At 34.0% G+C, this 23150-nt stretch carries 24 protein-coding genes; 13 read left to right on the top strand and 11 right to left on the bottom strand.

Going from position 1 to position 23150, the window contains the following annotated elements; genetic code table 11:
* Positions 1–1304 precede the first annotated feature (1304 nt).
* The 4 genes from AAGU22_RS09185 to AAGU22_RS09170 all read right to left on the bottom strand — a co-directional run bounded on the left by AAGU22_RS09185 (position 1305) and on the right by AAGU22_RS09170 (position 4158).
* A complete protein-coding gene (locus AAGU22_RS09185) occupies positions 1305–1913 on the bottom strand; it encodes a hypothetical protein (protein WP_458718817.1) in 609 nt (202 codons plus the stop codon).
* A gap of 331 nt (positions 1914–2244) precedes the next feature.
* A complete protein-coding gene (locus AAGU22_RS09180; RefSeq protein WP_458718816.1) occupies positions 2245–3369 on the bottom strand; it encodes a hypothetical protein in 1125 nt (374 codons plus the stop codon).
* A 166-nt stretch (positions 3370–3535) separates the two neighbouring features.
* Positions 3536–3919: an integrase gene (locus tag AAGU22_RS09175; protein WP_458718815.1), complete on the bottom strand. Its 384-nt coding sequence runs from the start codon at positions 3917–3919 to the stop codon at positions 3536–3538.
* 20 nt (positions 3920–3939) lie between these two features.
* Complete coding sequence (locus AAGU22_RS09170; protein ID WP_458718814.1) at positions 3940–4158, bottom strand: hypothetical protein; 219 nt, start codon at positions 4156–4158, stop codon at positions 3940–3942.
* A gap of 1265 nt (positions 4159–5423) precedes the next feature.
* Here AAGU22_RS09170 and AAGU22_RS09165 point away from each other — a divergent pair.
* Together AAGU22_RS09165 and AAGU22_RS09160 are read left to right on the top strand one after the other, a co-directional pair.
* Positions 5424–5843: a response regulator gene (locus AAGU22_RS09165; protein WP_458718813.1), complete on the top strand. Its 420-nt coding sequence runs from the start codon at positions 5424–5426 to the stop codon at positions 5841–5843.
* Between the two features lie 653 nt (positions 5844–6496).
* Positions 6497–6742, top strand: coding sequence for a hypothetical protein (locus tag AAGU22_RS09160; protein ID WP_458718812.1), 246 nt, complete (start codon positions 6497–6499; stop codon positions 6740–6742).
* Positions 6743–7116: 374 nt separating this feature from the next.
* Here AAGU22_RS09160 and AAGU22_RS09155 read toward each other — a convergent pair whose 3' ends face one another.
* Positions 7117–8469, bottom strand: a complete 1353-nt coding sequence (locus AAGU22_RS09155; RefSeq protein WP_458718811.1) for a peptidylprolyl isomerase — start codon at positions 8467–8469, stop codon at positions 7117–7119.
* A gap of 499 nt (positions 8470–8968) precedes the next feature.
* Here AAGU22_RS09155 and AAGU22_RS09150 point away from each other — a divergent pair, with 499 nt between their 5' ends.
* The 4 genes from AAGU22_RS09150 to AAGU22_RS09135 all read left to right on the top strand — a co-directional run bounded on the left by AAGU22_RS09150 (position 8969) and on the right by AAGU22_RS09135 (position 12612).
* The gene (locus tag AAGU22_RS09150) at positions 8969–10645 is read left to right on the top strand and encodes an acetolactate synthase large subunit (protein WP_458718810.1); all 1677 of its coding nucleotides are present in this window, start codon (positions 8969–8971) and stop codon (positions 10643–10645) included.
* 84 nt (positions 10646–10729) lie between these two features.
* A complete protein-coding gene (locus tag AAGU22_RS09145) occupies positions 10730–11161 on the top strand; it encodes a DUF1622 domain-containing protein (protein ID WP_458718809.1) in 432 nt (143 codons plus the stop codon).
* 18 nt (positions 11162–11179) lie between these two features.
* A complete protein-coding gene (locus AAGU22_RS09140; protein WP_458718808.1) occupies positions 11180–11605 on the top strand; it encodes a hypothetical protein in 426 nt (141 codons plus the stop codon).
* A gap of 263 nt (positions 11606–11868) precedes the next feature.
* Positions 11869–12612 (top strand): adenylate/guanylate cyclase domain-containing protein, encoded by a 744-nt coding sequence (locus AAGU22_RS09135; RefSeq protein ID WP_458718807.1) that lies wholly within the window; start codon positions 11869–11871, stop codon positions 12610–12612.
* Between the two features lie 20 nt (positions 12613–12632).
* Here the strand turns inward: AAGU22_RS09135 and AAGU22_RS09130 are convergent, their stop codons facing one another.
* A complete protein-coding gene (locus tag AAGU22_RS09130; RefSeq protein ID WP_458718806.1) occupies positions 12633–13283 on the bottom strand; it encodes a 4Fe-4S dicluster domain-containing protein in 651 nt (216 codons plus the stop codon).
* 98 nt (positions 13284–13381) lie between these two features.
* Here AAGU22_RS09130 and AAGU22_RS09125 point away from each other — a divergent pair, with 98 nt between their 5' ends.
* Together AAGU22_RS09125 and AAGU22_RS09120 are read left to right on the top strand one after the other, a co-directional pair.
* Entirely contained in the window at positions 13382–13861 is a 480-nt protein-coding gene (locus tag AAGU22_RS09125; RefSeq protein WP_458718805.1) for a phosphopantetheine adenylyltransferase, read from the top strand.
* A gap of 66 nt (positions 13862–13927) precedes the next feature.
* A complete protein-coding gene (locus tag AAGU22_RS09120; protein ID WP_458718804.1) occupies positions 13928–14260 on the top strand; it encodes a hypothetical protein in 333 nt (110 codons plus the stop codon).
* A gap of 24 nt (positions 14261–14284) precedes the next feature.
* On the opposite strand, the gene AAGU22_RS09115 is transcribed toward AAGU22_RS09120, so the two are convergent.
* Both AAGU22_RS09115 and AAGU22_RS09110 read right to left on the bottom strand, forming a co-directional pair.
* On the bottom strand, positions 14285–14578 hold the full coding sequence (locus AAGU22_RS09115; protein ID WP_458718803.1) for a hypothetical protein: 294 nt from the start codon (positions 14576–14578) through the stop codon (positions 14285–14287).
* A 20-nt stretch (positions 14579–14598) separates the two neighbouring features.
* Positions 14599–15849: a tryptophan--tRNA ligase gene (locus tag AAGU22_RS09110; RefSeq protein ID WP_458718802.1), complete on the bottom strand. Its 1251-nt coding sequence runs from the start codon at positions 15847–15849 to the stop codon at positions 14599–14601.
* Between the two features lie 71 nt (positions 15850–15920).
* Between AAGU22_RS09110 and AAGU22_RS09105 the strand changes: the two genes are divergently transcribed.
* From AAGU22_RS09105 to pheT, 3 genes are read left to right on the top strand one after another with little or no spacing between them, the layout of a single operon-like run.
* Positions 15921–17282, top strand: coding sequence for a tRNA ligase subunit PheS family protein (locus AAGU22_RS09105; protein WP_458718801.1), 1362 nt, complete (start codon positions 15921–15923; stop codon positions 17280–17282).
* Positions 17272–17487 (top strand): tRNA ligase subunit PheS family protein, encoded by a 216-nt coding sequence (locus AAGU22_RS09100; protein ID WP_458718800.1) that lies wholly within the window; start codon positions 17272–17274, stop codon positions 17485–17487. The genes AAGU22_RS09105 and AAGU22_RS09100 overlap by 11 nt, the downstream gene beginning before the upstream one ends.
* Complete coding sequence (gene pheT / locus AAGU22_RS09095; RefSeq protein WP_458718799.1) at positions 17478–19175, top strand: phenylalanine--tRNA ligase subunit beta; 1698 nt, start codon at positions 17478–17480, stop codon at positions 19173–19175. Before AAGU22_RS09100 ends, pheT begins: the two co-directional genes overlap by 10 nt.
* Before the next feature lie 315 nt (positions 19176–19490).
* Here the strand turns inward: pheT and AAGU22_RS09090 are convergent, their stop codons facing one another.
* From AAGU22_RS09090 to AAGU22_RS09080, 3 genes are all read right to left on the bottom strand, one after another.
* Positions 19491–19655 carry a hypothetical protein gene (locus AAGU22_RS09090; protein ID WP_458718798.1) on the bottom strand — a complete coding sequence of 55 codons (165 nt, stop codon included), beginning with the start codon at positions 19653–19655 and terminating at the stop codon, positions 19491–19493.
* 19 nt (positions 19656–19674) lie between these two features.
* Positions 19675–19980, bottom strand: a complete 306-nt coding sequence (locus tag AAGU22_RS09085; RefSeq protein WP_458718797.1) for a hypothetical protein — start codon at positions 19978–19980, stop codon at positions 19675–19677.
* 207 nt (positions 19981–20187) lie between these two features.
* Positions 20188–20499 carry a translation initiation factor eIF-1A gene (locus tag AAGU22_RS09080; RefSeq protein WP_458721768.1) on the bottom strand — a complete coding sequence of 104 codons (312 nt, stop codon included), beginning with the start codon at positions 20497–20499 and terminating at the stop codon, positions 20188–20190.
* 295 nt (positions 20500–20794) lie between these two features.
* Between AAGU22_RS09080 and msrB the strand changes: the two genes are divergently transcribed.
* Both msrB and AAGU22_RS09070 read left to right on the top strand, forming a co-directional pair.
* Positions 20795–21175 carry a peptide-methionine (R)-S-oxide reductase MsrB gene (gene msrB / locus AAGU22_RS09075; RefSeq protein ID WP_458721767.1) on the top strand — a complete coding sequence of 127 codons (381 nt, stop codon included), beginning with the start codon at positions 20795–20797 and terminating at the stop codon, positions 21173–21175.
* A 73-nt stretch (positions 21176–21248) separates the two neighbouring features.
* On the top strand, positions 21249–22601 hold the full coding sequence (locus AAGU22_RS09070; RefSeq protein ID WP_458718796.1) for a hypothetical protein: 1353 nt from the start codon (positions 21249–21251) through the stop codon (positions 22599–22601).
* The last annotated feature ends 549 nt before the right edge of the window (positions 22602–23150 follow it).

The raw sequence follows: 23150 nt of genomic DNA, 5'->3' as shown, positions 1-23150 counted from the left end.
GGATTTATTAATACTAATCAAGTATTAATCACAGCCACAAATAACGATCACCACTGAATCCAAAATATTTAATTATTTGAATTAAACGGTTGAATGTTATACAGGCGAAGTAATTACATGGAACTAACTAAAGAAATCAAAGATGCTAAAGACAAGTACGGTCATCCGGTAGTCTTTACATATTGTCGCAATTGCAATACCTTTATACATTTTGCAAATAGAGATATCGGTTACGATATTCAATGTCAGAATTGCAGAACCGACAAGTATTTGAAGTAATGATTAAAAATTCTGTACTACTCAGTACAAATTCTTGCTAATATTCTAGTTAATTTCGACTTTACTTTCGGAAGAATAACCGCCGCTTTCTACTAGCTTCCTGCGTTTTCTCCTTTATATCGGCATTTTCTTCAGCCTCTTTCAAATTATCTATCAGACTTTTGTCTGCCGCAGAGTTATTGCTTGTCCTCTTCCAGAACTTTCCTATATTTCTAAATAGCACCGAGTCTTTCATTTAATGATCCACGTATAATATAAGCAAATTTGCTTATAAAAGAATACGACTTATGCCACTAAGTGTAAAAATTGGTGAAACTTTCTCCAATCAAAAAATTCAGTTCATTGAATTATCTATATTCAAGGTTTTCGACGGTTCTTTCAGAACGGTGTAATCAATCTGTTTACCCCTAATACTATAGTGGTTTTCAATATATGAATGCTTATTGGAGTTTGTATAATTGTCTTAATATCATGATATATTCTTCTTTCGGACGCTAAAAACAGACAAACACCATGATAAGAATCTTTTCTGGATTATCCTAACGATTAAAAGTAATATATCGTTAAGTTCAACTTTTCCTTTGGAGCGGCCGAACGAAAATAATCAATCACAAAATCTAATATATTCCAGATTTCAGTTCATAAATATTAATGGTAGATGTTGAAGTCTAAGTTCATAATCTATGCAAAAACCGCAATGGTAAAGAGACCTAGAATGCGATCATGAACAAGAGTATTTCTTGTATGAAAAGGTTACGCAACGTCCTACTTATTCTTTGATAAGATGTATATGGACCTATTGAATCGTCCGATAAGAAAAAAGAAACGCAAATGTTGATACCACATTGGAACTCTATGAGATAATACTATAACGTAATATACTTATCAGTATTGCAATACCTAAATTTAATTTCAGACTCTACGGGTTCATCTTCAAAATGAATAAAATGATAGCATTTCATACATTGTAAAATCAATAAGTTGGTCGTTACGGTCTCTTTTGGTCTTAATTTCTTTAGTTAACTTCATTGTTTGTCATAATCAATAATATTGATATTACAGGATTTGGATTGGTAGAGATAAATATAAAAAAAACAATCTGAATTACCACCCACATTACCAACAAATCCTCCAACAGACACGTTTAGATAACCAGGTGCTTGAAGCAAATGAAGAGTGCTTGTGTCCTCGTTAGTCTGAATGCAGTATGGATTGGCTTTATAATTAGTATAGTGCGGGGGGACAGATGTAGCAATACAATAATACATAGGATTGGTTGAGGTAGTGGTGAAATAAACAGCCAGATGCGCCCATCTATCTCCTATGTTAGTCGGTATATTGCCTGGTTCTATCGGCGTTTGAGGATCGGTATCATTCTTAGGTATTATTGAAGAGCCCTTGCTTTCAGCATTTCCAGCACCAGGAGTATAAGGAACGGCCGGGTCGTTTGATGAAGGAGGAATACTTAGCTCTGTTTGTCCAGATCCCGGCTTATACTTGCCTGCAGGACTAAACGATGTGGGATAAGAACGATCTAGTGAAATCAGCACAAATGGTGAATTCATTGTTGTCACCAGATAAAATAGGAATGTAACTGTCAAAACATACAGTGCGTCATTAATAATGCGCTTCATAACAAATACCACGCAAAGATGTTTATAAAGAATTTGTTTATCTGAATGGAACTTTTAGAATCAAGAAAGTAATTCTTTCTGTAATTCATCCGACACCGGCCTTATCATCTTAGTAATAATTTCATTTATGTCTGGTGTGTAATAATGGTAAACAAAAACAGAACTACTAATCCTTCCTTGAAGTAAATCAATAATTTAAGACTCTATTCTTTTGTTACTTAGATAAGTTACGAAACCATTACAACAATAACACCTGTTTATCTTAATTTCATAAGGTCAGGGATCAAGACCGCTCAAGTAATACTAATGCTGATTATTTCTCCTCAGAGGTTCAATCTTTAAACGACCGCTCCTTGTTTGCCTCTGTCCTCGGTTTAAAATCGAAAAATTCCACAAAACATGATTTGGATTCTTTAGGATAAATATAAAAGTCACAACTGCTTCTAACTAGATCAAAATTAGTGTCAACTTTTATTCCTACTAAGCCTGGGGCTTGTACGGTATAGAACAAGTCCCAGGCAAGTGCAACATTTTGACAATATGGGTTAGCTTTTATCTCATTTGGATTAGAGGTATGAACACACACTACAGCGAAATGTGGAGTTTTATAATCCGTGGTAAAATTGGAACTAACAGTCAGATGGGCCCAACTACCTTCTGTTTTGGTTGGTATATTATTTGGGTCTATAGGTGTTTGAGGATTTGTATTTGGTTGATTTGGAATTCCCTCCACACCTGTATTTCCACCACCAGGAGTGAAGGGCTTGGATACATCATTTGAAAGCAAAGGTATGTTTGATTCTGTTTGTGTGGACCCACTTCTAAGTTTACCCAAAGGAGTAAATGATTTCTGAGTAGTTGTTGGTGCTTCATTATCAGAAACAGCAGTGCTAGTATCACTGTTAATTGCAGGATTAACAAAGGCATTTTGGTTTGGACTGTCCTGACTATTTTGGTGTTCAATCTGTTGTTGTTCTTGAGATGGCGTTTGTGTTGGGTTCTCTTCCTTAACAGAGAACCCAGTGTTAGTTTGTGATGTTGCTGGTTCTATGGGACATCCTTCTGGAATATTATTCTCGTCGTTGCTATCAAAAGATGGACATGGAAATTGACATCCATCCAGGCCAATGTATAGGGGAAGATTAGAGATTTTAGTAATGTTGGGACAATTGGAGTTTTGGTTAGTTGAGGAAACATCATTATCCTTTACATCACTTTCAGACCACTCAGAATTTGTATCTCCTTGTGATGATTCTGATTCACTGTTTGTTTCATCTGGACCATCTTCATTTTCAGATGAAGTTTGCGTTTCTTCCTGGTTATTGCCTTCTTGTTGAGAGGAAGTAGCATATATCCAACTATGTGTTTGTAATGCCAATGGTGAATTAGTACTTATTAATAGAGCGTAAAGAAATGATAAAGACATTAACAAAAGTATGAAGTTAATATATTTCATGACAAATACCATGCAAAGTTGTAATTAAAGATTCTGATATGGTGGTCACTGATGATATATAATCCATTATTGTCTTCATCAACTCATCTAGCACCGGGCTTATCTTTTTTGTTAAAACATCCCAAACGAGATCAATATTGGTATCTTGAATCTCGGAATATATGGTTTACCCCTTCAGAATAACACCCTTAAGGTCTGATAATATTACTCCTATTCGTTGATATTCAACATTCGGCCTGTAATAGTGTCTCAAGAAAACAGATTGGGGTATACGACCTTGTAGGAGATCGATTATTTCTGGCTCTATTCCTTTATTTCTGAGATACGTTGCAAATATCTTTCGGCAATAATTCATGTTTAGTGGAATCTTTCTCTTTGTAAAAAAAGATCTGAAATTGTTAAGATTGACGGTTGGACATGACATTGCAAGATCGATTATGTCTTTATTTATGATACTTATGTAAGCCTTCTTTGTAGTTCTGATAAAAATGTCAGGAAATTCGTAATGTTTAATCATGGTTGGATCGGCGGAAACATATCTATCCCTCAATTTGTCATCTTTGAGTATCTTTATACTTCAATCGATTCAGCGACCCTCAATCCTGTAAGTAGACTGTATAATATCAAATTTCTATACCCTGATGGAATTATCTCATTATGAAGGGTAGTTCTTATTGATTTAATCAAAGAATCGAGATCGTCGCTGGAACTTGTAATTTTCTTAAATACCTCTAACCATTGAACCCGGATGACCACTTTAGGTTGTATCTTCCTACAATTTCCTTCCATTTATCATATATTCCCAAATACTTAGATAAAGCTGCCAAAGCTTTCATGACGTGATTTCTGATGTCCTTAGATAGGTCATGCAATTCACTAAAGTTTCTACTTATTAGTAAATTATAATACCGCTTGGCATATGATATTCGGCTGCTAATCGTCTTATGGCCATTGAATCCACTCAGATATTTCCCAAATAAAATCCAAAAACCCTGATATTCTATGATTGATCTTACACGATTCGCATCATAGTCATTATCTGGTGCCAAGACAGTTCTGTCCAAATATCCGAAATCAGTAGGATTTGAACCCGGGATCGTTGTTTCTTGAGAGTTTCCTCGCGAGAAAGAACCTTGAGAGGGCGAAATACTTAGCCGGACTGTGTGGCTACTTTTGTTAATAACCTCTACACCACCGGAGCGTACTGCGTTTTTTATTAAACTTGAGGGGTTATTAATATAATACTTTGGAAGCCTTTGCTGAATACACAGCGGGAACGTCTTGTGGGGTGAAAATTACCTTCATCGGTAGCGATATTTCCATGAATCTAAAAGTGAATTTAGTTTCTCAATATCGCCAAAGGAGAATTTATTTTCGAGAAATATTGGAGCAAGGTTAGTCTTACAGGTATTAAGTATTCAGGATTATTTAGTACATTATTCGTTAGATGACGTTGAGAAATTCTTGTCAATCAAATAAATGATTATTGAGATTCTCTGATAATCTAAATATTAGATAAAATATCTATCTCTTTTAGTAAATCTAGAAAAAAAGGATGGAGGAAAATGAGGGTAATAAAAATATCTATTTTATTGTTAAACATGATTGAATGACTGATGACAAAGCGGATGCTATTAGTTTGTTATAGACAAGAGAATTTACAATATTTAGATCTAAGGTTGATGCAATACGGATAAGGGGTGATAAACCATTACAAATAAGAAATCCAAACAGACGAAATTATGGAGTTGGCTAAATAAATACAATTTGTTCTTTAAATTGATTATCTAATCTAACAACAATTTTAACAAAGCAAGGAGATATAAATAAAAAAGATTCTTTGTGTTTTCGATCAAATTCAAAAATTAAATAGCTTATTTATTACCATCAGGGTAAATAATCATTATAGTCATAATTTGTCATCTTCATCATCATTATTATCCGATAGACTGGTTGAATTACCTACCCTTCTTGCTTAGTGTAAGTAATATAATTGCTATATATTTCCATTATTTTGCAAAAACATTAATAGTTTGGTTTATTTATAATATATATTGCCCAATTATACTCCTAGAACATCATATAATCGAGTAGGTGGTCGTAGCATAGCGATCATTGACGATGAAAAAGATTTGCTTTTTGTTTATAAAAAGGCATTAGAGTTACAAAAGCTCAAAGTAGTTACATTTGATGACTCTGCAGTAGCTCTAAATGAACTGAAAGAGCATTACAAAAAGTATTGTATGGTCCTTGTAGATATCCGTATGCCCAAAGTTAATGGCTATCAATTAATAAATGAAATCAAATGCATTGATCCATTGATCAAGACAATTTTGATGTCTGCTTATGACGTTTCTGAACTCGAGGTATCTGATAACTTGAACACCGGAGTCAAAATCGATGATATTATGCATAAGCCATTTTCATTGATTAAACTAATTAATAACGTTAACAAACTTTTAGAAAAGTATTAAAAAAACCATGGATATGGATAAAATACCTATTGTATTGTCGACAAATACTTGAATAAAAATTTTGAATGGTAATTATTCCTTAACCGGACTATTCCAACTTGGATTTATCATTTTTGTAATCATTTCGTTATTTCTGATCTATGGCAAGTAGATTATATCTTACTTCTGGATTTATTTTTAAATTTTCTATTATTTGAAAAGGCTTAAATCAACAATAGTCATTATATTTTTAATTCATTTCTAAGTTTTATAACAATAAGAAGATTAAGTTTAACGGTGTTTTTTTTATCATTATGACATTATCATTTGAATTAGTTTCAGTTAACCTTCAATTATCATCCTACGCACAAAATGGCGCTTTATCCCAAAGAGGTAATGGAAGTGGAGTAGAATAGAATACATAACAATCACAATCGGCATACAAAATGGACAGGTTATTTCTAGAGATGGTAGTTTATTATCTGGAAATAGTGCACTCCTTCCGGACCAAGAAAATTCCAATGAACGGTCTGTATTGAATAACCCTGTGAATCAATTTTGCCAGTTGGGTCAGCGACATCAAGTGAGTTAAGGTTAAAAATGTTCATCGATCATTCTGTTTGTAGGCCTTATCCTATTCAGAATGATAACATAGGTAACATTCGTATCACCACATGTCTTTTACTGAAGAAATTACTATCGATACTGTAGTAATTGATGAAGGTATTGAGAGTGCACCTTCTAAATCATTCATGAGAATTAGTAATTTCTCTGATTGTTTAGATTGTGCTATAACTGTAACAGGTAGGATTTCATATGGGCTCGTGATTGATCATGAAAGTATCGCCTCATCTGTTTGTACCGTTCGCATGCCTGAATCCAGTACACTCCTACTGTCGAACATCTTGCACTTAATTTAAAATAATCCAAACTTCGAGTTAACGTTTAAGGATTCGGCGATTTAAGTATCATCTATTTCATTTCATGAGTTGCAATATAGATACATTGTGATGTAAATGCCCATATCACTAATATCAATACTAAACCTCCTGAGGAAATTACATCAATGAATACTATACTATATGAATTGGACTATTTTGTCCGGCATTTTCCCATCTAAAAGATAGAAGTTTTAAATCGAATGTAATTTTGGATTATGTTTTGAATCGATAAGAATTTTATAAATTATGTATGGAATCTTATTCATGACCAATGACTAAGATTACATTTCAAAAAATAATTGTAATTATCTGATCTATTAGCTGAATAGCTATTTCTTGTTCAAGGTCTATTCCTAATTAATCGATATCTTGTTTATTCTTGTTAAATCTTGATTCAAGGGCTGATCCATTGAATTAGTGGTAACATTAGCTATTTTATCTACAATGTCCATACCCTCTGTAACCTTTCCGAATACTGTGTATTGGCCGTCTAAAAATTTTGAATTATTCAACACAATAAAAAACTGAGATCCTGCGCTGTTCGGATCAAGCATGCGAGCCATGGATAATATCCCCCTTTCATGAGGTATGGTATTAAATTCTTGATTTATAGTGTACCCTGGACCACCAGTCCCCCAAGTATCTCGACTAATGCTACTATTCTTTGTGTTTGGATCACCTGCCTGTATTACAAATCCTGGTACTATTCTATGAAATACTACTCCATTGTAAAAACCGTCGTTAGCGAGATCTTTAAAATTCTTAACGTGGTTAGGAGCTACCTCAGGATAAAACTCGATTTTTATTGGACCTTGAGTAGTTTCAATAGTTGCTGTGTTATTTTCTAAGGTTTGGTTATTAATCGTAGTAATAGTATTATTTAGCAGAGAGCTTTGATTCGCATGAACAATAGATGTCGAACTAATATTATCCTGATTGATATTCCAACTAATTGAGTTTAATAAATGATTGAATATTGCATTCGTTTTATTGTATTGATCAGTATTGGTAACAAACACGAACCTATAAATATTATCGTTATGAGAAAGGAACGTATTGTTAGATACAAAAAGGGATTTTTCTAGACCATTATCGATCAATGATATTAAGTAGGACAAACCGATATCATCATGAATACTCATTGGTGTAATATCTTCCACTAACATTAGATACGAATCGTTTAGATTCATGTTAAGATGAGATTCTTTTGCCTGTAGAACAACATTTGAAAAATCAGTAGAATTTTGGCCATAAATACTAGGGCTAATACTGAATCCATCTTTCTCAATACTGCCTATTTTTAAATCCTTATCGGGATCAAATCGAGATTCTTTCCCCTCTTTTTGCAGATGAACGTCGATGGGATATTCCAAAGACAAACCTAGTTTGTTACTTGTATAATTTGTCCAATCCTTGTTTTTAATATCCGCTTGCTCAATTTTGTCTTGGGCCAACTTTAATTGATCTTCTAATAGTATTAAGTCGTTTAAGTTGGATGAATTCATTGACGGTTGGTTACCCATTTGCATTCCATTTGACTCGTTTGAACCATTTGGGTTTAACATGAATGAAAAATTTGAAGAAGCATCCGGTAGGAAACTGGTATCATTTATGGAAAGTTGACTATTACTTTCCTGTAGCGGATAAGCGGACCCATAGCCTAATACGACCCCAATAAATATTGGTATCAAGATACTTAGTGACATGTAAATTTCTTATTTGACGTGAAATATAAAGTGATTCAAAAGTCAATTAGGTAATATGTGAATATTCTTGATTTCGATCCCCTTTTTTTATGACAGGAGTGGGCTAAGAATTGAGAGGTCAGATTTAAATTTTTTGTTTATCGGCTCACTTTTAATCAGTGACATAAATAAGCAATGGAATTCCAGCAATAATATTTCTTTTTATTCCTTTAGGACTAATTCATAAAAATTTTTGGATATGACAAGGGCGTTATATGAATAATAGAATTAAATTTTGAAACAAATTTGTTCTTTAAATTATGATAACACATCACTATTAGGACTTTAATAACTTTGGATTTGCCGTTCTACTGATCTTTGGTTATTATATATTACACGCAATGAGATGTGAATGCAATTCACATCGTTTATTGTTAGAATAATCATGTTTCACTCTTATCATTATCAATTATACCATTGGATCATATTTTTATTATTGATATGTTGCATCCTCTAATAGATGAAGGCTTCTGATCTATTTGTAAAGTGCCTTGAGGCCGAAAATGTCAAATATATTTTTGGAATCCCTGGTGAGGAAACAAATGATCTTATGATATCAATCTCAGAATCACAAACTATAAAATTTATTTTGGTGAGACACGAACAGGCGGCGGCATTTATGGCAGATGTTTATGGTAGATTAACCAACAAGGTTGGTGTTTGTCTCGCAACACTTGGTCCAGGCGCCACTAATCTTACTACGGGTGTAGCAAGTGCTAATATGGACCGATCACCGCTCCTTGCGATTACCGGTCAAACTGAAATTACCAAGATGCATAAAGAATCTCATCAGAATATGGACCCTGTAACTATGTTTACTCCCATTACCAAATGGACGTGGTCTATAAGAGATGCTGACGGGATACCTGAAATTCTAAGAAGAGCATTCAAGATTGCAAATGAAGAAAAAAAAGGGGCAACTCATCTGGATTTGCCTGTTGACGTGGCAAAAATGGAATCAGCGTTGAAACCTCTTAGTAGTAAAAATGGCATTCATTCATGTCCGACACCATCAAGGTTGCACGATGCAACTGAAATGATATTGATGTCAATTGCACCTGTTATTCTAGTTGGGAATGGTTGTATTCGAAATGACGCTTCAAATATTATTAGAAGTTTTGCAGAATTGACCGGATTTTATTCGATGAACACATTTATGGGAAAAGGAGTGATCTCTGATAATTCTCCAACTCATATGGGCACTATTGGCATAAAGGAATCCGACTATGCTTTACACGCTTTGAAATTAGCTGATGTTGTAATTTCTATCGGATATGATTTGGTTGAATACAGCCCTAAAAATTGGAATGGATTTAATCTCAAAAAAATAATTCATATTGATTCTACATCTGCAGAAGTTGACAACTTTTATAATCCTGATATAGAAATTTCTGGTGACTTGAAATTAACTATAAATTTACTTATAAATTCTGTAAAGATATACCAGAACGAAATTCAAATGGATTCTATTAATAAACAAAAAGTAAGTCTAGCGAGGTCAAGATTAAAAAAAATTAAAGAAGAGGTGGATTGGCGTATTGAGCAGTTTATTGATGACGAATCTTATCCGATCAAACCTGAAAAATTAATTCATGATGTTAGAAGTGTTCTTTCTTCAGATGATATATTGATTTCTGATGTTGGAGCTCATAAACTTTGGATAGCAAAAATCTTCAAGACATTTAGTCCCAATACCTGCATAATAAGTAATGGATTTTGTTCGATGGGATTTGCGCTTCCCGGATCAATTGGTGCTCAACTAGCGTGCCCCACTCGGAAGGTGGTGGCGATGTGTGGGGATGGTGGTTTCCTAATGAATGTTCAAGAACTAGAAACAGCAGTACGATTACAACTTCCAATCATTATTGTCGTATGGGTTGACTCGGATTTAGGTGTGATATCTACAAAACAAAGATTGGAATTCGGTAGGAGTGTTTTCACTAATTTCAACAATCCTGATTTTGTCAAGCTTGCAGAGAGCTTTGGGGCAAAGGGGTATAGGGTAACCAGTACTTGTGAATTTTCTTCCATTTTAAGAGAGGCAATAAAGTCTATAGATACTCCTGTAGTTATAGCAATTGATATCGATGCTGATCGCAACGAGTTACTATTCAAACATGATCTATTTCGTGAATAAATATTCCTTGGTAATACTACGTTCTTTATACAATAACATAAAATAGATGAAAATAAAATACATGATAGATTGATACCTTTTCCAGTGAAAGAGGTGATACTTGATTTGAATGGCTTGATTCCGATCGATTCAATCCGATCTTATTATATCGACTTGATTACTTTCGGAATTGCTATACTAGCTGCTTCAGTTATCATCATTTCGGTTATTATGGCGGTAATTTCCTTTCTCAAGATCCTTAAGAATCCAATTAAGGATCAAACAATGGAAAAGGAATCAATCAGATTACGATTAGCCCGAGGCATCTTGCTAGCGTTAGATTTTGAAATAGGAAGTGATATAATTAAGACGATGCAGATTCCAGGAATAAAAAAACTACTGATTTTGGGGGTAATCGTTACTATTCGAATAGTATTAAGTTGGTCACTATCCAAAGGAAATAGAAAGGCACAACAAGATGACCTAATGTTAAGTACGTTAGTAGATATTAAAAAAATATTCTCATTTGTCGTATGAATCTGACAGGATGGTAGAATGCTTACATTAGATACTTTTTTTCTTTTTTTGATATACGCCATCGATATAGCCGCAATTAGTATCATATTGATTACTATGGGACAATTATTAATGTTACTACTGAATAGAGTCTTAGACGTTGATTCAAAAAAATTCCCAACTAGTATGGGAGTTTTTCATGCTATTATGAAGCGATTTAAAGTTATATCAGATAATGGTACTAATGAACTAAAAGTCTCTTCAATTTCATTATTAGCCAATGGATTATTATTTGCACTAGAATTTGAATGTGCCAATGCAGTTTTAAGACTCATTTTAGTAATTTCGAGTCTATATGAAGATGGCCCGGGCCCAGAAATCTACAATACTATAATATTTTTCGCAGGAATTTTTGGTCTTCGGATGATAACATCATTTACTCTAAGGAAGAATGATCTAAAGTAAAAACTGTTTTAGATTATTTGCCCTTGTTTATCCATTGTTTTATTAGACATATAGTCAGTTTTTTTAGACGTGAAATTTTGATTCTCTTCAAGTCTTATTAAAACAAAATCACAAATGATAATAGGTCAACTTGATTATCTATGACTTGGGGTTCGCATCATGTATGAAGTTCTTACTCCAATTATGGGGATAGAATCAGATTCACCTCTAGAATTACTGCTCATAACGAATAAACTAGGCAGAATTGTCATTTTCAGATCTAGATGAAAAATTTTGGATCAGGAGATTTTGATTTTGTAAGGAGCGTACAAGACCGTGTGTCACATAGTCTAGAAAATAAAGAATTGCTTATTGATCTGTCTACTGATTCGTGTAGGAAGTACTTAGAAAGGAAGGTCAATACCAAAACAAATGTTGTGGTTATGTATGTGGATATTGCAGGCTCTACTCAAATGTCTCATGACCTTTCATCACTAGATTTGGCCCTGATTATCCAAATCTTTTCCCAAGAGGTAAGCCTATCTATTGAAAAATTCGGGGGGTATGTGCTAAAATTCGTGGGAGATGCTGTAATCGGTCTATTCCCATCAGACTACGATCAAAAAAAGGCAATAGTAAATTCTTTGGATTGTGCACGCCATATACAGAATGTAATGAGAAACGGGATCAACCCCGTATTTAAGAAACATTCAATCCCTGAGATTGCTGTGAAGATTGGTATAGAGTATGGAAATTCGCTTGTTTTACTGTATGGAAAAAATATTGCTCATGCTCATATAGATTTGATAGGGTTTAGTATCAGTATAGCTGCTAAAATCACATCATTATCTTATCCTGGGGAAGTAATTGTAGGTGAAAACATTTATCATAATCTTGATCTCAACCAAAAGAAATACTTTATAGCTCTATATGATGATCGAAATTCAAAGTGGGATACTGCTATGAAGTACAATAATAACCTGAATTATAGGATTTATAAATATGTAAAAGAGGATAGTCAAATCTAATAGTTCAGACTTGCACTATGCTATTTCACAAATATTTTTATAGCTTGTGGAGGACAGACATTTTCGCATGCCAAACAAAAAATACAATCCTTTTCTCTAATCATAAATGGTTTCCTCTCGGAAGCCGGATGTCCTGGCGTATCTAGCCATTCATAAACATTCACTGGGCATGCATCAATACAGGCACCATCTGAAATACAAATGTCAAAATCAACGCACACATCCGTGCCCCAAATCCCGAGTTGTCCAGGTGCATCGTATGGACCCCATACTTGGATTCCTTGAAACTTTCCTGCTGGCTGTCTCTTTGATTTAAAGCCAGTATCTATGGGTCCTTCTGCTGTCTGGTAGTCTGTTCCAGTTCCAGTGAGCGGAAGTGATGAACCGCCGCCACTTTGGTTCATACTAGGTGCGATAACTTGTTGTGGTATGGAAGCAGGACTAGGTGGAGCGCCACTGACTATTTGAGTAGCCTGAACTGGGATGTTTGAATTCCTTGTTCCGGATGCCTTCTTTAGTTTCTCAGCTTCTGCATTCGCAAGAATTTTTTGTCTTTTTATGGGGCATAATTGTGAGTGAACCTCTATTATGCTCTGCAGTGTAGTTGGATTTAAATGAATTAATAGAGAACCACAATCTTCACAGATATATTCTGCAACTGTAGATGACAATAATTATTTATCCTCAATTAGGTATTTATAAATTTGTCAAACCATGAGTTTAATTGTGAATAAATAATTTTATATTATTTTTAGAATTGACATCTATATTGAAAAAATATGATTGTGTGGCCATGGGCGGTACGTTTGATATTATACACACTGGTCATATTGAACTTTTAAAAAAGTCGTTTGAGAAGGGAAAATTCGTTATAATAGGCTTATCATCAGATACTTTAGTAAAAGAAAAATTAAAGAAAAATATAAATAATTCATTTGAAGTTCGAAAACGCCATTTAGTCAATATCATCGATAGTGAAGTTGGATCCACTCAGTACGAAATTACAAAGCTTGAGGATGTTTTTGGACCATTAATGTTCTCTGAAAAAGTTGATTGTATGGTAGCTAGTAGCGAAACAAGTTACAAGGGCAGAAAAGTTAATGAAATCAGAACAAGAATGGGTCTCCCAACAATTGATATAATTTCAGTTGAATTGAAATTAGCCAAAGATGGGTTACCGATTTCTTCCAGTCGTATAAGAGCCAATGAGATAGATAATAAGGGCAATATAGTAAAGAATAAAAAATAATCTTATTTTATCAAATAAATTTAATACCCAATAATAAATTTTTTAGGTTGAAATTAACATTATAAGATGAAGAATGGAATTGACGATTTAATACTCGATTATTGTAATGACATTACAAATCTTAGTGGCGGGTTGGACCCCGAGGTTCTTGCGTATTGGTACAAGCGCGTTGAGGACAAGGCTAAGGAAGTTTGTGACAGGGAGTTAGGTGAAAAAATCGTATTTACACAGAATCGGATCCTATGGATGAAATTTGAAATTAAATTATCAAAACGTGCGGTTCCTTTGGTTCTTGAAACTATAAGAGATTTTATTCCATTGATGCCATACTCGACGACATTATATTTTGAGAAAGTCTACCAACTAATTCTGGATGAATTTAATAGGGATTATGTGTAAAAAAATTTTCAATAATTTGGACTATTAAGTTACAGGTTCACTTAATCTTATGAAAGCTACATCCCCTACATATTTTGTATCAGTGACTTGCCCCTTTCGTGACAAAAGTTCCTTGAAGAATCGTTCTAACTTGTATGAATTTATTTCATCCTTAAACATAATGCTGTGATGAGAACCATCTTTTAGCTTGACGACAACCTCATTATCGATTATTCTTACGATATTGCTGACAAAAAGTGTATTATCCTTTTGCAGAGCAAAAATACTTGTTAATTTTTCCGCCTCGTAGCTATCTTGACAAATAAATTTAAAATTCAACTTGAATTCAAAGATTTTGGTTAATTAAAACCAATATTGTCATCTTCAAAAAACTCTTTTCCGTCAATCATGAAATCCTTAATCAAATTTTGTGCCTTTTCTCTCTTTGTTTGTATATCTTTAATAAATGGTTTTACTTTTTTTATCATGTCGCCTTTACATTCTCCACAGAGCAAATTGCCACTCGTACAGTCATTGTATCTCTCCTGAGATTCCTTTTCGGAATCAAAGAGATAATTCAGATACCAATACACTGGACAAATATTAGCATTTCCTCCTAATTTGCGTTGGAGAGCTACTGTTGGTTGACCCCCAGTAAAGGTATTTTTGATTTTCGTCTCCAGGATCTCTGGATCGTCGACGGTAAATAATGCAGTTTCTGGCTTTGAGGATGACATTTTCCCTACACTAGTAAGTCCTGGAATAAATTTACTATGGATCTGGGCTGGTTTGGGATAACCCAATTTTTCCGCTATGTCTCGGGTCACCCTCCAATAAGGATCTTGATCAATAGCGGCTGGTATCAGCACAGGTGTAGGTTTATTCTCGATTATTGATGGAAGAAAGCACGGCGCCCCCTGAACAGGAGGGAAGCCTATCATCCCAATGTTAGAAGAATTAGAAAATCCAAATACGGCTTTTGCTGTGGAGTAAGTGATCTTCTTCGCAATTTCAATAGATATAGGATACAAATATTTAATATGTTTGGTATCAACAATGATTTTGGTTCTTTTTGGATCAAAACCTATCGAAATGATATCTAATATGTTTTCATATGTATATTTTTGAATGGCTTCCAGATCCAAATTACCGTTAAATAGAAACTTTTCATCGTCTGTCAATTGGAATATTAGGTTTACATCGAATTTTTCTTGTAAATATTTTGTGAATAACCATGGCATCAAATGTCCCAGGTGAACCAAGCCGGAGGGACCTCTCCCTGTATAAAGATAAAACTTGTTGCCTCTCTTATATTCATCTAGAACCACATCTAGATCCCTGTGGGAAAAAAAATATCTATTTTTGAGAAATGGATGTATTTCTCCTGTAAAATACTTAATTTTTTCAAATAAAGTATCATCTATGGCATGGGTACCGAATCTTTCGATCAACTTAGAGTAGTCAATATCTCCCTCTACTTCCCAGGGGGTAACGACAAAATCTTTGATTCCAATTGAATATGATTCTGAATCATTTTCAATATTTATGTCACTCGAATCTAACGTCATATTGCTTTTCTCAAATGAAACGCTTTCCTTTTCACTTGACATCCTTAAATTATTCTTTAAATAACCAAAGTTTAAACGTTTAAAAATACTTGCACAAGTTTTCTACTTATATAATGGATAAGGATGAAGCAGCAAGCAGGGATATATCTAAGTTTGAAGGTAACTCAAAAATATCGATTTCATCATTGCATCCCATTGAGAAGAAGCTTCTGAGCGTACTGAGATTGGTAGAGGCTGAATGGGTGACCGAGTCTGATCTAATAAAAAGTTCAGAATTGTCAGTAGACCAAGTGCGAAGAGGGGTTGAATGGTTAAGGTATAAAAACCTCATTCAAATCAGTGAGGATACAGACATCAAAGTCTTTTTACATCCTGATATGTCTGATAATGAGCACCTTGTTCTCCCTGAAAGGAAACTTGTCAATATTGTAAAGAAGGGGGTAAACAAATTGTCAGAAATCATAAACGGCGAAGAGTTTAGAGGAAACGAAAAGGAAGTTTTTGGAGCGATTCGGTTCTGCAAGAAAAATAACTGGATTAATATACTTGATGATAAGGTAATTCTTCTCCAAGATTCGCATAAATCATCGAGTGAGGAGGACTTCATGGACAAATTAAAAAATACAAAGACAGCGTTAGAATCGCTATTTGAGAACGAAGATAAAAAAGCATACGAATCATTAAAAAAACGACATAATATCTTAATTACAGAGAAATTGGTAGCCAAAAAATACAAAATTACGCAAACTAGTATACCTCTTGTTGATTCATTGTTATTAACCTGCGATAATGTTGTTAGAAAAATGACTCATGATGTTTTAATATCTGGCAAATGGAGAGATCTAATTTTTGAACAGATTGATGTAGAAGCCCCATTGCCATTGCTCAATTATGGTAAAAAGAACCCTTTGATCGATTTTATAGATGAAGTCAAGGAAATATTGGTCGGTATGGGTTTTAGTGAGATTGATGGTAACCTTACTCAGTCATGTTTTTGGAATTTTGATGCATTATTTATTCCACAAGATCATCCAGCTAGGGAGATGCAAGATACGTTCTACCTGAAATCCCAAACGGATCTCTATTCTCCTTTGCCAAAAAATACTTCCTTACTGCAGCATGTATCCAAAATCCATAGGGAAAATTGGCAGTATGATTGGAATATTGAAGAATCTAAACCATACGTTTTGCGGACTCACACCACTCCTGTTACACTCCAATACTTGTCAGAAGGTAAACCGGAGAGAGATAAAGTTTTTCTTATAGGTCGCGTCTTTAGGAACGAAAAGGTGACATTTAAGCACCTTGTTGAATTTCATCAAGTTGAAGGGATTTATGTAAATGAAGATGCCAATCTAAGACAGCTAATCGGAATTCAATCCGAATTTTATTCTAAACTTGGGATAAAAAAGAATCAAGTTCTGGCCTACCTTTTTCCCTTATACCGAACCTTCTCTTCAATCAATGGTATATAATGAGAAATTTGATAAATGGATAGAATTGTTTGGCATGGGAATTTTTAGACCTGAGGTAACTAAACCATTGGGAATAAAAAATCCTGTATTGGCATGGGGAGGAGGCTTTGAAAGATTGGCCATGTTACGCTTTAATCTTGATGATATACGTGAATTATATTCAAATAATTTAGCCTGGCTAAAGAGTGTCCCTAAATGCCTGTAGTAAGCCTTAGACCATCTTTGCTCTCAAGAATCTTTCCTGGAAGGGCTTTAGATCAAATTATTGAAAAATTACCATACTTGGGTCTCGATATAGAAGGATTTGACAAGAATAATGATAAAATTAAGATAGAGTTTAATCCCAATCGACCAGATTTTTCTTCTGAGAACGGAATCGTAAGAGCTCTAAAAGGTATATTGAATGTAGAATTAGGATGTCCTGATATACAAGATCTTCAGCCGTCCTCAAGTTTAATCCGAGTAGATGAACATTTGAAAGATGTAAGACCCATTATTTATGGTTTAATTGCCAAACGGGATTTTCCTATTAATGACAAAGAATTAACACAATTGATATCCATGCAAGAAGATTTGCATAATGGAATAGGTAGAAAGAGAAAAAAGTCTTCAATCGGCTTACATAATTATGATGCATTGACATTTCCGCTTTCATACAAAGGGGTTTCCAGACGAATCAAATTTGTGCCATTAGATGGAAATAAAGAATACAGCCTTGACAATATCCTTACAGGTTTTGATGTTGGAAAAAAGTATGGTCACATTTTGGAAAAGTTTGATATAGTTCCTATTTTAATCGACTCAAAGGATAACGTTATTTCATTTCCACCTATTATAAATGGAAACACAACAAAAGTTGATCTGTTAACTAGTAATCTATTTATAGAAGTTACTTCAGTGAATTCTAAGTCTGCTAAGGATATACTTTCAATCCTGTCGTTTGAATTGAGCGATATGGGATTTGATTTGTATTCTTTGATGGTTGATTCTCCTTTTTATGGAGAAATTGTTACTCCAATATTGGAACCACATCGAATACATTTGGATTTTGACTATATCAATAAGATATTAGGACTCAAACTAACCCATGACGAAATCTTGGTATGTCTTCAGAGAAGTAGATGTGAAGGTATAGACAAAGGTAATGGGAAACTAGAATGTACAATACCTAGTTATAGAATAGATTTGTTTGATAAAGTAGATGTATCCGAGGAGGTAGCTATTGGTTATGGAATCTTCAATTTAGGACCATTATACCCTGTTACTTATTTTCCTGGCCGAAAGAATAGTCAATCTATTATTTTTGATAAAGTGCGTGATATATTAATTGGCCTCGGATTTATGGAAATTATCAATTCTAATGTAATATCAAAAAACTTGGTCAAAGATGTTTTTTTGGAAGATGCTCACTTAGATAAAAATTTAGTTTCTTTGGGTGATTCAAAAAATACCGAATTTGAGTTATTGAGGAACAGTCTAATTCCCTCTTTAATAAACACCTTTTCTAACAATATTCATGAAAAATATCCTCAAAAATTATTTGAGATAGGTAAGACATTCTCAACGACAAATAATGAAATCAGAGAAAATTGGTCACTCTGTGTTTCAATAGCTCACAATACGACAGACTATACAGAAATTAAATCCAATTTGGAATCTTTCATGAGATATTGTTTTAATGCGTTTGTTACTACACCAAGATATGACATTGCTTATTTTCTTCCAGGCCATTCTGCAAAAATCTTCCTGGTAGATGATGTAATTGGAGAGATCGGTGAAATTCATCCTCAAGTTTTGGATAATCTTAACTTGCGTACGTTAATAACTATTTTCGAATTCAACTTATCAGCAGTAATTAAAATCCTGAAACTTGATAAGGTTCTCATCGTATAAGGATTTGTGGTCTTGTTTAGATGGAACCTAGTAATACAGGATTTCTTTTTTTATATATATGTCATTGACAATGCTCATTTTTGATTTCCAGGGTGTCTCGGCAGCCTTATGAATCTCATGTAAAGCACGATCATTTGTTGCTAAAGGGGTATTTATTTAGTTACTGTGATTCTCGGCGCTGTTAACTTAGGCGTCTGGCACCTCCTTGTTGTGTATTTTTACAAATAGATTCAACCAGTTTTTGACATCTAGTTTACACTTCTCTTTACTACATGGAAAGTAATCGTCAAATCCTTCAGTTCGATCCTTGATGTACTACATAGTTCTTTCAATCAGGCTTATCTCTAATGAGGAATTGATATGGTGTTTTAGTTTTAGGAATCTACAAGCCATTGGGTACCAGGTTCCACCGTCTGTTGATACGACATGTTTTCCGTGAATCTTGATCAGACCTGAAATAAATCTCTCTGCGATAAGCATGTTCCTCTCCTTGGATTTATTAGCTAAGAAAGAGTGCGAGAATTTGCCTATTTTCTGGTTCGATTGCTGCCCATAACCAGGAGTATTCTGAGCCGACTTTTATTAATGTCTCATCAATGAGGTATTCTGATATTTTTGTTCTTCTTGTTGAAACCTTTCGAGGTTTATACCTTTGAATCCAATTCCAAATTGCAACGTGACTTCTATTGATAATATGTAAAAAGGACAATGCCTTGGCAGTATTTCTAAGCGATAAGCCTAGAAAGTACAAATACAGACCATAGTAAATATGCTCTGAAGATGTTTTATTTCTTGTACTTAACATAACAGAAATAGAGCGTCTTTAAGCTAAAGATTTATCGTTAAGTTAACAGGGCCTGATTCTCTTAGTTAAATGATATATAGCAGTTTAATTTTATAATCAATAATCCCCGTCAGAGAGTGCGCAATGAGTTATACACGTAGTGTAAGGCTAACTATGATTTTGCTGTGGGTCAGTGGCGGGGTACAATGGAATAATATACTGTGATTTCTATCTGTTCAAACCTTCGAGGTGTCCTTCTTGTTCTAACTTGTCTGCGTGAGCGCTGATGTATCTCCAAATAATGTCTGCTTTATCTGATTGAAAATCCCATGGTGCAATTAATACCAAGTCATTATCACGTATCCACATTCTCCTTTTTATCTTCCCTCTAATCCTACATGTCCTAACTTTTCCGTCATTACTCTTTACAATGATATTATCCCCGCCTACTAATTTAATGACTCTTCCAAATAACTCTCCTTCCTGGGGCATGACCAGTTCCTTCAAGTGAGCTTCGTTTAAAACTTTACGTTTGCCTATTTCTAATCAATGGTTAGTGCCCCAAGATTAAATAAAAACTTTTATTTTTGGATGCTCATTTGGGATTCAAAATTTGAAAAGTGATTTCGACATGTCAATCCCTTAGATTTTTATGGCAGATCTGGAATGACCTTTTATAATTTTAGAAAATCGTAATTTCATTAAAGCTAGAAGCCATACAAAGTTACATTTGTCATAAACATAATTTTAAGAATTAAGATAATTTCCCTGATCGTTAAATTTTTAAATAATGTAGTCAATTATTATATCGATAAATGTCAGAAGAATATTCTAAATCAAATTTAAAAAAAAATTAACTCCTGAGGAATTTGAAGTATGTGTAAATCGTGGGACTGAGCCACCATTTTCAGGAAATCTTTTGCACAATAAAGAAAATGGTGTATATATGTGCAAGTGCTGTGGCTCTGTTTTATTTGATTCTGATAGTAAGTATGATTCAAAGTCAGGTTGGCCAAGCTTTTGGGCTCCGTCTAGTAATCAGAAAATTCAAGAAAAAATGGACTATGATTACGGTATGATTAGAAAGGAAGTAGTTTGTTCAAAATGTGGATGCCATTTAGGTCATCTATTCTATGATGGTCCCAATCCAACTGGATTGAGATATTGCATTAATTCCTTGTCGTTAGATTTTAAAAAGAAAAACACTCCTTCCTGATAGGACTGAGTAGTCTTTAGATGAAATGTGAATCAAAAGTAAAATATATAAAATAATCCATCAAGTAACTTTATTGACAAAATTCACGGTCAGTTCAATTTTTAATAGCATAATGACAATATTCCTATTTTTGCTGATAATTCCATTATCTAATATTATCCCCTACTCTAACAATGAGATAATTAATCTTGTGTTCTCCAAAGTAGTTAATCAATCTGATGACTCAGCATTTTCTCAGTTGTATAACCTTAGCAACAATAAGAATGATTCCGTATATGGGCAGATCCAAAGCATTGATAAGAATAACCTGTCTCTTGTTTGGCAAGATTCAAACTTTAAGATTCGAGCTTCATATCTAGAAGATAGAAATTATGATATATTTTTTAAAAACGTCAATTTAGACAATGTTTCGAACAATGAAACCCTTAACATCAGCAATAATTCCGGGTTCTCAGAACATCCACATATCGCTTCATCAGGAAATAATATCTATTTGGCTTGGGTTGACAACTCTAATGGTCATAAACAAGTATTCCTACGCTCTAGTGAAAACGGAGGTGAAACATTTGGAAAAAGTCTTATATTAAGTAACGATAATGTCAATGCATCTAACGCTGATATTTATTCAAATGATAAACATGTCTTCGTTGTATGGCAACAATCTAATTCTACTCATTCTTCGGTTGCTTTGCGGGTTAGTGATGATATGGGTAAGTCCTTTGGCAGCGAAACCTTGCTTTCAGGTTATAGCAGCGATTCCTATCCAAAAGTGTTTGCAGATGAGAATAATGTGTATATTACCTGGAATGTAGACGCCGATAACCGGTTCCATCCTAGTGTCGTTCAAGAGCAACAGGAGTTGCCGGATCATAAGCCTGGAATATATTTCATTAAGAGCGAAGACCTTGGAAAAAGTTTTAGCAGCCCAGTTAGATTCGATCATGATGACAGCTTTGGCAGCGGTAAGTCACAAGTTTCCGCTTTTGATAAATATGTATACATAACATGGGTACAGAAGGATTCTGTAAATAAATTAGGAAATCTTTTTACTGCAAAAAGTACGGATGGTGGTCAGAATTTTACAATCGATCAAATTCCTATATCTGCAAATCAAATTCTTGATGCAGCTAATTTAGATACATTCGCTTATCAAGATAAATTGTTCACATCATTTGAGGGTAGTCTTGTTGAACCTGGATCTAATACTAATGGCGATTCTGAACCGACATTTAATAAGGAAATTTTTCTGTTTATGAGAAGCTTTAACCAAACTGACGATTACACATTCTACAATTTGAGTTCAAACCCTGGTATTTCAGAATGTCCTTCTATTACAATTGATGTATTGGACAATATCGTCTTTGTATCTTGGGAGGATTATACTCCAGGTAATCATGAAATCTTTCTGAGGTCAGTTCAATATTGAATAGTTTTCTCCCAACCTAAACTGATGGGTTTACTCTGGAGTTAGGAGCTATAAATTCCGAGGTGAACTTTGTTTGAACCTGGATTAGATGTTTCAAATCCATGAAAGTGTATACGGTCAATGGAGTTGTTACAATTTTTGCAAATCCAAGAAGAAGTCTCTAAGCAATCATTACATCTACACATTGCAGTCAGGATCAGACCACACCTTCTGCAAGAATCTTCATTGAACATTAATTATCTACTTTTAATTGTGTTTTTAGGCTATATAAATATTGCAACATTAACTATAATAATTTTAATAATTTGACATGTAATTTAAATATTTCACAAGTAATAAACTATAGTTCAAAACTTCTTATATTTTGTTATTTAACAATTTTCTATCTCATAGAGATCTAAATTGATAACCGGGGTTTGACAAACTTTGTGATGATTTTCGGTGCAAGTCTCTTTCAATCTATTATCTGCTTATTTTCTCCGCGACTAATTTAAAGCAAATACATCTCATCGTAAAAATGCTAATATTAAACGATAATATTTTCCTCTG

Source organism: Candidatus Nitrosocosmicus sp. R (assembly GCF_054408505.1).
The sequence above is the reverse complement of the archived record's forward strand: the minus strand, read 5'-3'. Positions and strand labels throughout refer to the sequence as shown.

Bases quoted from the DNA above. Each gene is read 5' to 3' on its own strand.
- AAGU22_RS09155 (WP_458718811.1), bottom strand. From the start codon at position 8,469: ATGTCACTAAGTATCTTGATACCAATATTTATTGGGGTCGTATTAGGC.
- AAGU22_RS09100 (WP_458718800.1), top strand. From the start codon at position 17,272: ATGGTATATAATGAGAAATTTGATAAATGGATAGAATTGTTTGGCATG.
- AAGU22_RS09120 (WP_458718804.1), top strand. From the start codon at position 13,928: ATGAAGAATGGAATTGACGATTTAATACTCGATTATTGTAATGACATT.
- AAGU22_RS09110 (WP_458718802.1), bottom strand. From the start codon at position 15,849: ATGTCAAGTGAAAAGGAAAGCGTTTCATTTGAGAAAAGCAATATGACG.
- AAGU22_RS09180 (WP_458718816.1), bottom strand. From the start codon at position 3,369: ATGAAATATATTAACTTCATACTTTTGTTAATGTCTTTATCATTTCTT.
- AAGU22_RS09150 (WP_458718810.1), top strand. From the start codon at position 8,969: ATGAAGGCTTCTGATCTATTTGTAAAGTGCCTTGAGGCCGAAAATGTC.
- AAGU22_RS09085 (WP_458718797.1), bottom strand. From the start codon at position 19,980: ATGTTAAGTACAAGAAATAAAACATCTTCAGAGCATATTTACTATGGT.
- AAGU22_RS09135 (WP_458718807.1), top strand. From the start codon at position 11,869: ATGAAAAATTTTGGATCAGGAGATTTTGATTTTGTAAGGAGCGTACAA.
- AAGU22_RS09160 (WP_458718812.1), top strand. From the start codon at position 6,497: ATGTCTTTTACTGAAGAAATTACTATCGATACTGTAGTAATTGATGAA.
- AAGU22_RS09170 (WP_458718814.1), bottom strand. From the start codon at position 4,158: ATGGAAGGAAATTGTAGGAAGATACAACCTAAAGTGGTCATCCGGGTT.
- AAGU22_RS09140 (WP_458718808.1), top strand. From the start codon at position 11,180: ATGCTTACATTAGATACTTTTTTTCTTTTTTTGATATACGCCATCGAT.
- AAGU22_RS09090 (WP_458718798.1), bottom strand. From the start codon at position 19,655: ATGCTTATCGCAGAGAGATTTATTTCAGGTCTGATCAAGATTCACGGA.
- AAGU22_RS09105 (WP_458718801.1), top strand. From the start codon at position 15,921: ATGGATAAGGATGAAGCAGCAAGCAGGGATATATCTAAGTTTGAAGGT.
- AAGU22_RS09185 (WP_458718817.1), bottom strand. From the start codon at position 1,913: ATGAAGCGCATTATTAATGACGCACTGTATGTTTTGACAGTTACATTC.
- pheT (WP_458718799.1), top strand. From the start codon at position 17,478: ATGCCTGTAGTAAGCCTTAGACCATCTTTGCTCTCAAGAATCTTTCCT.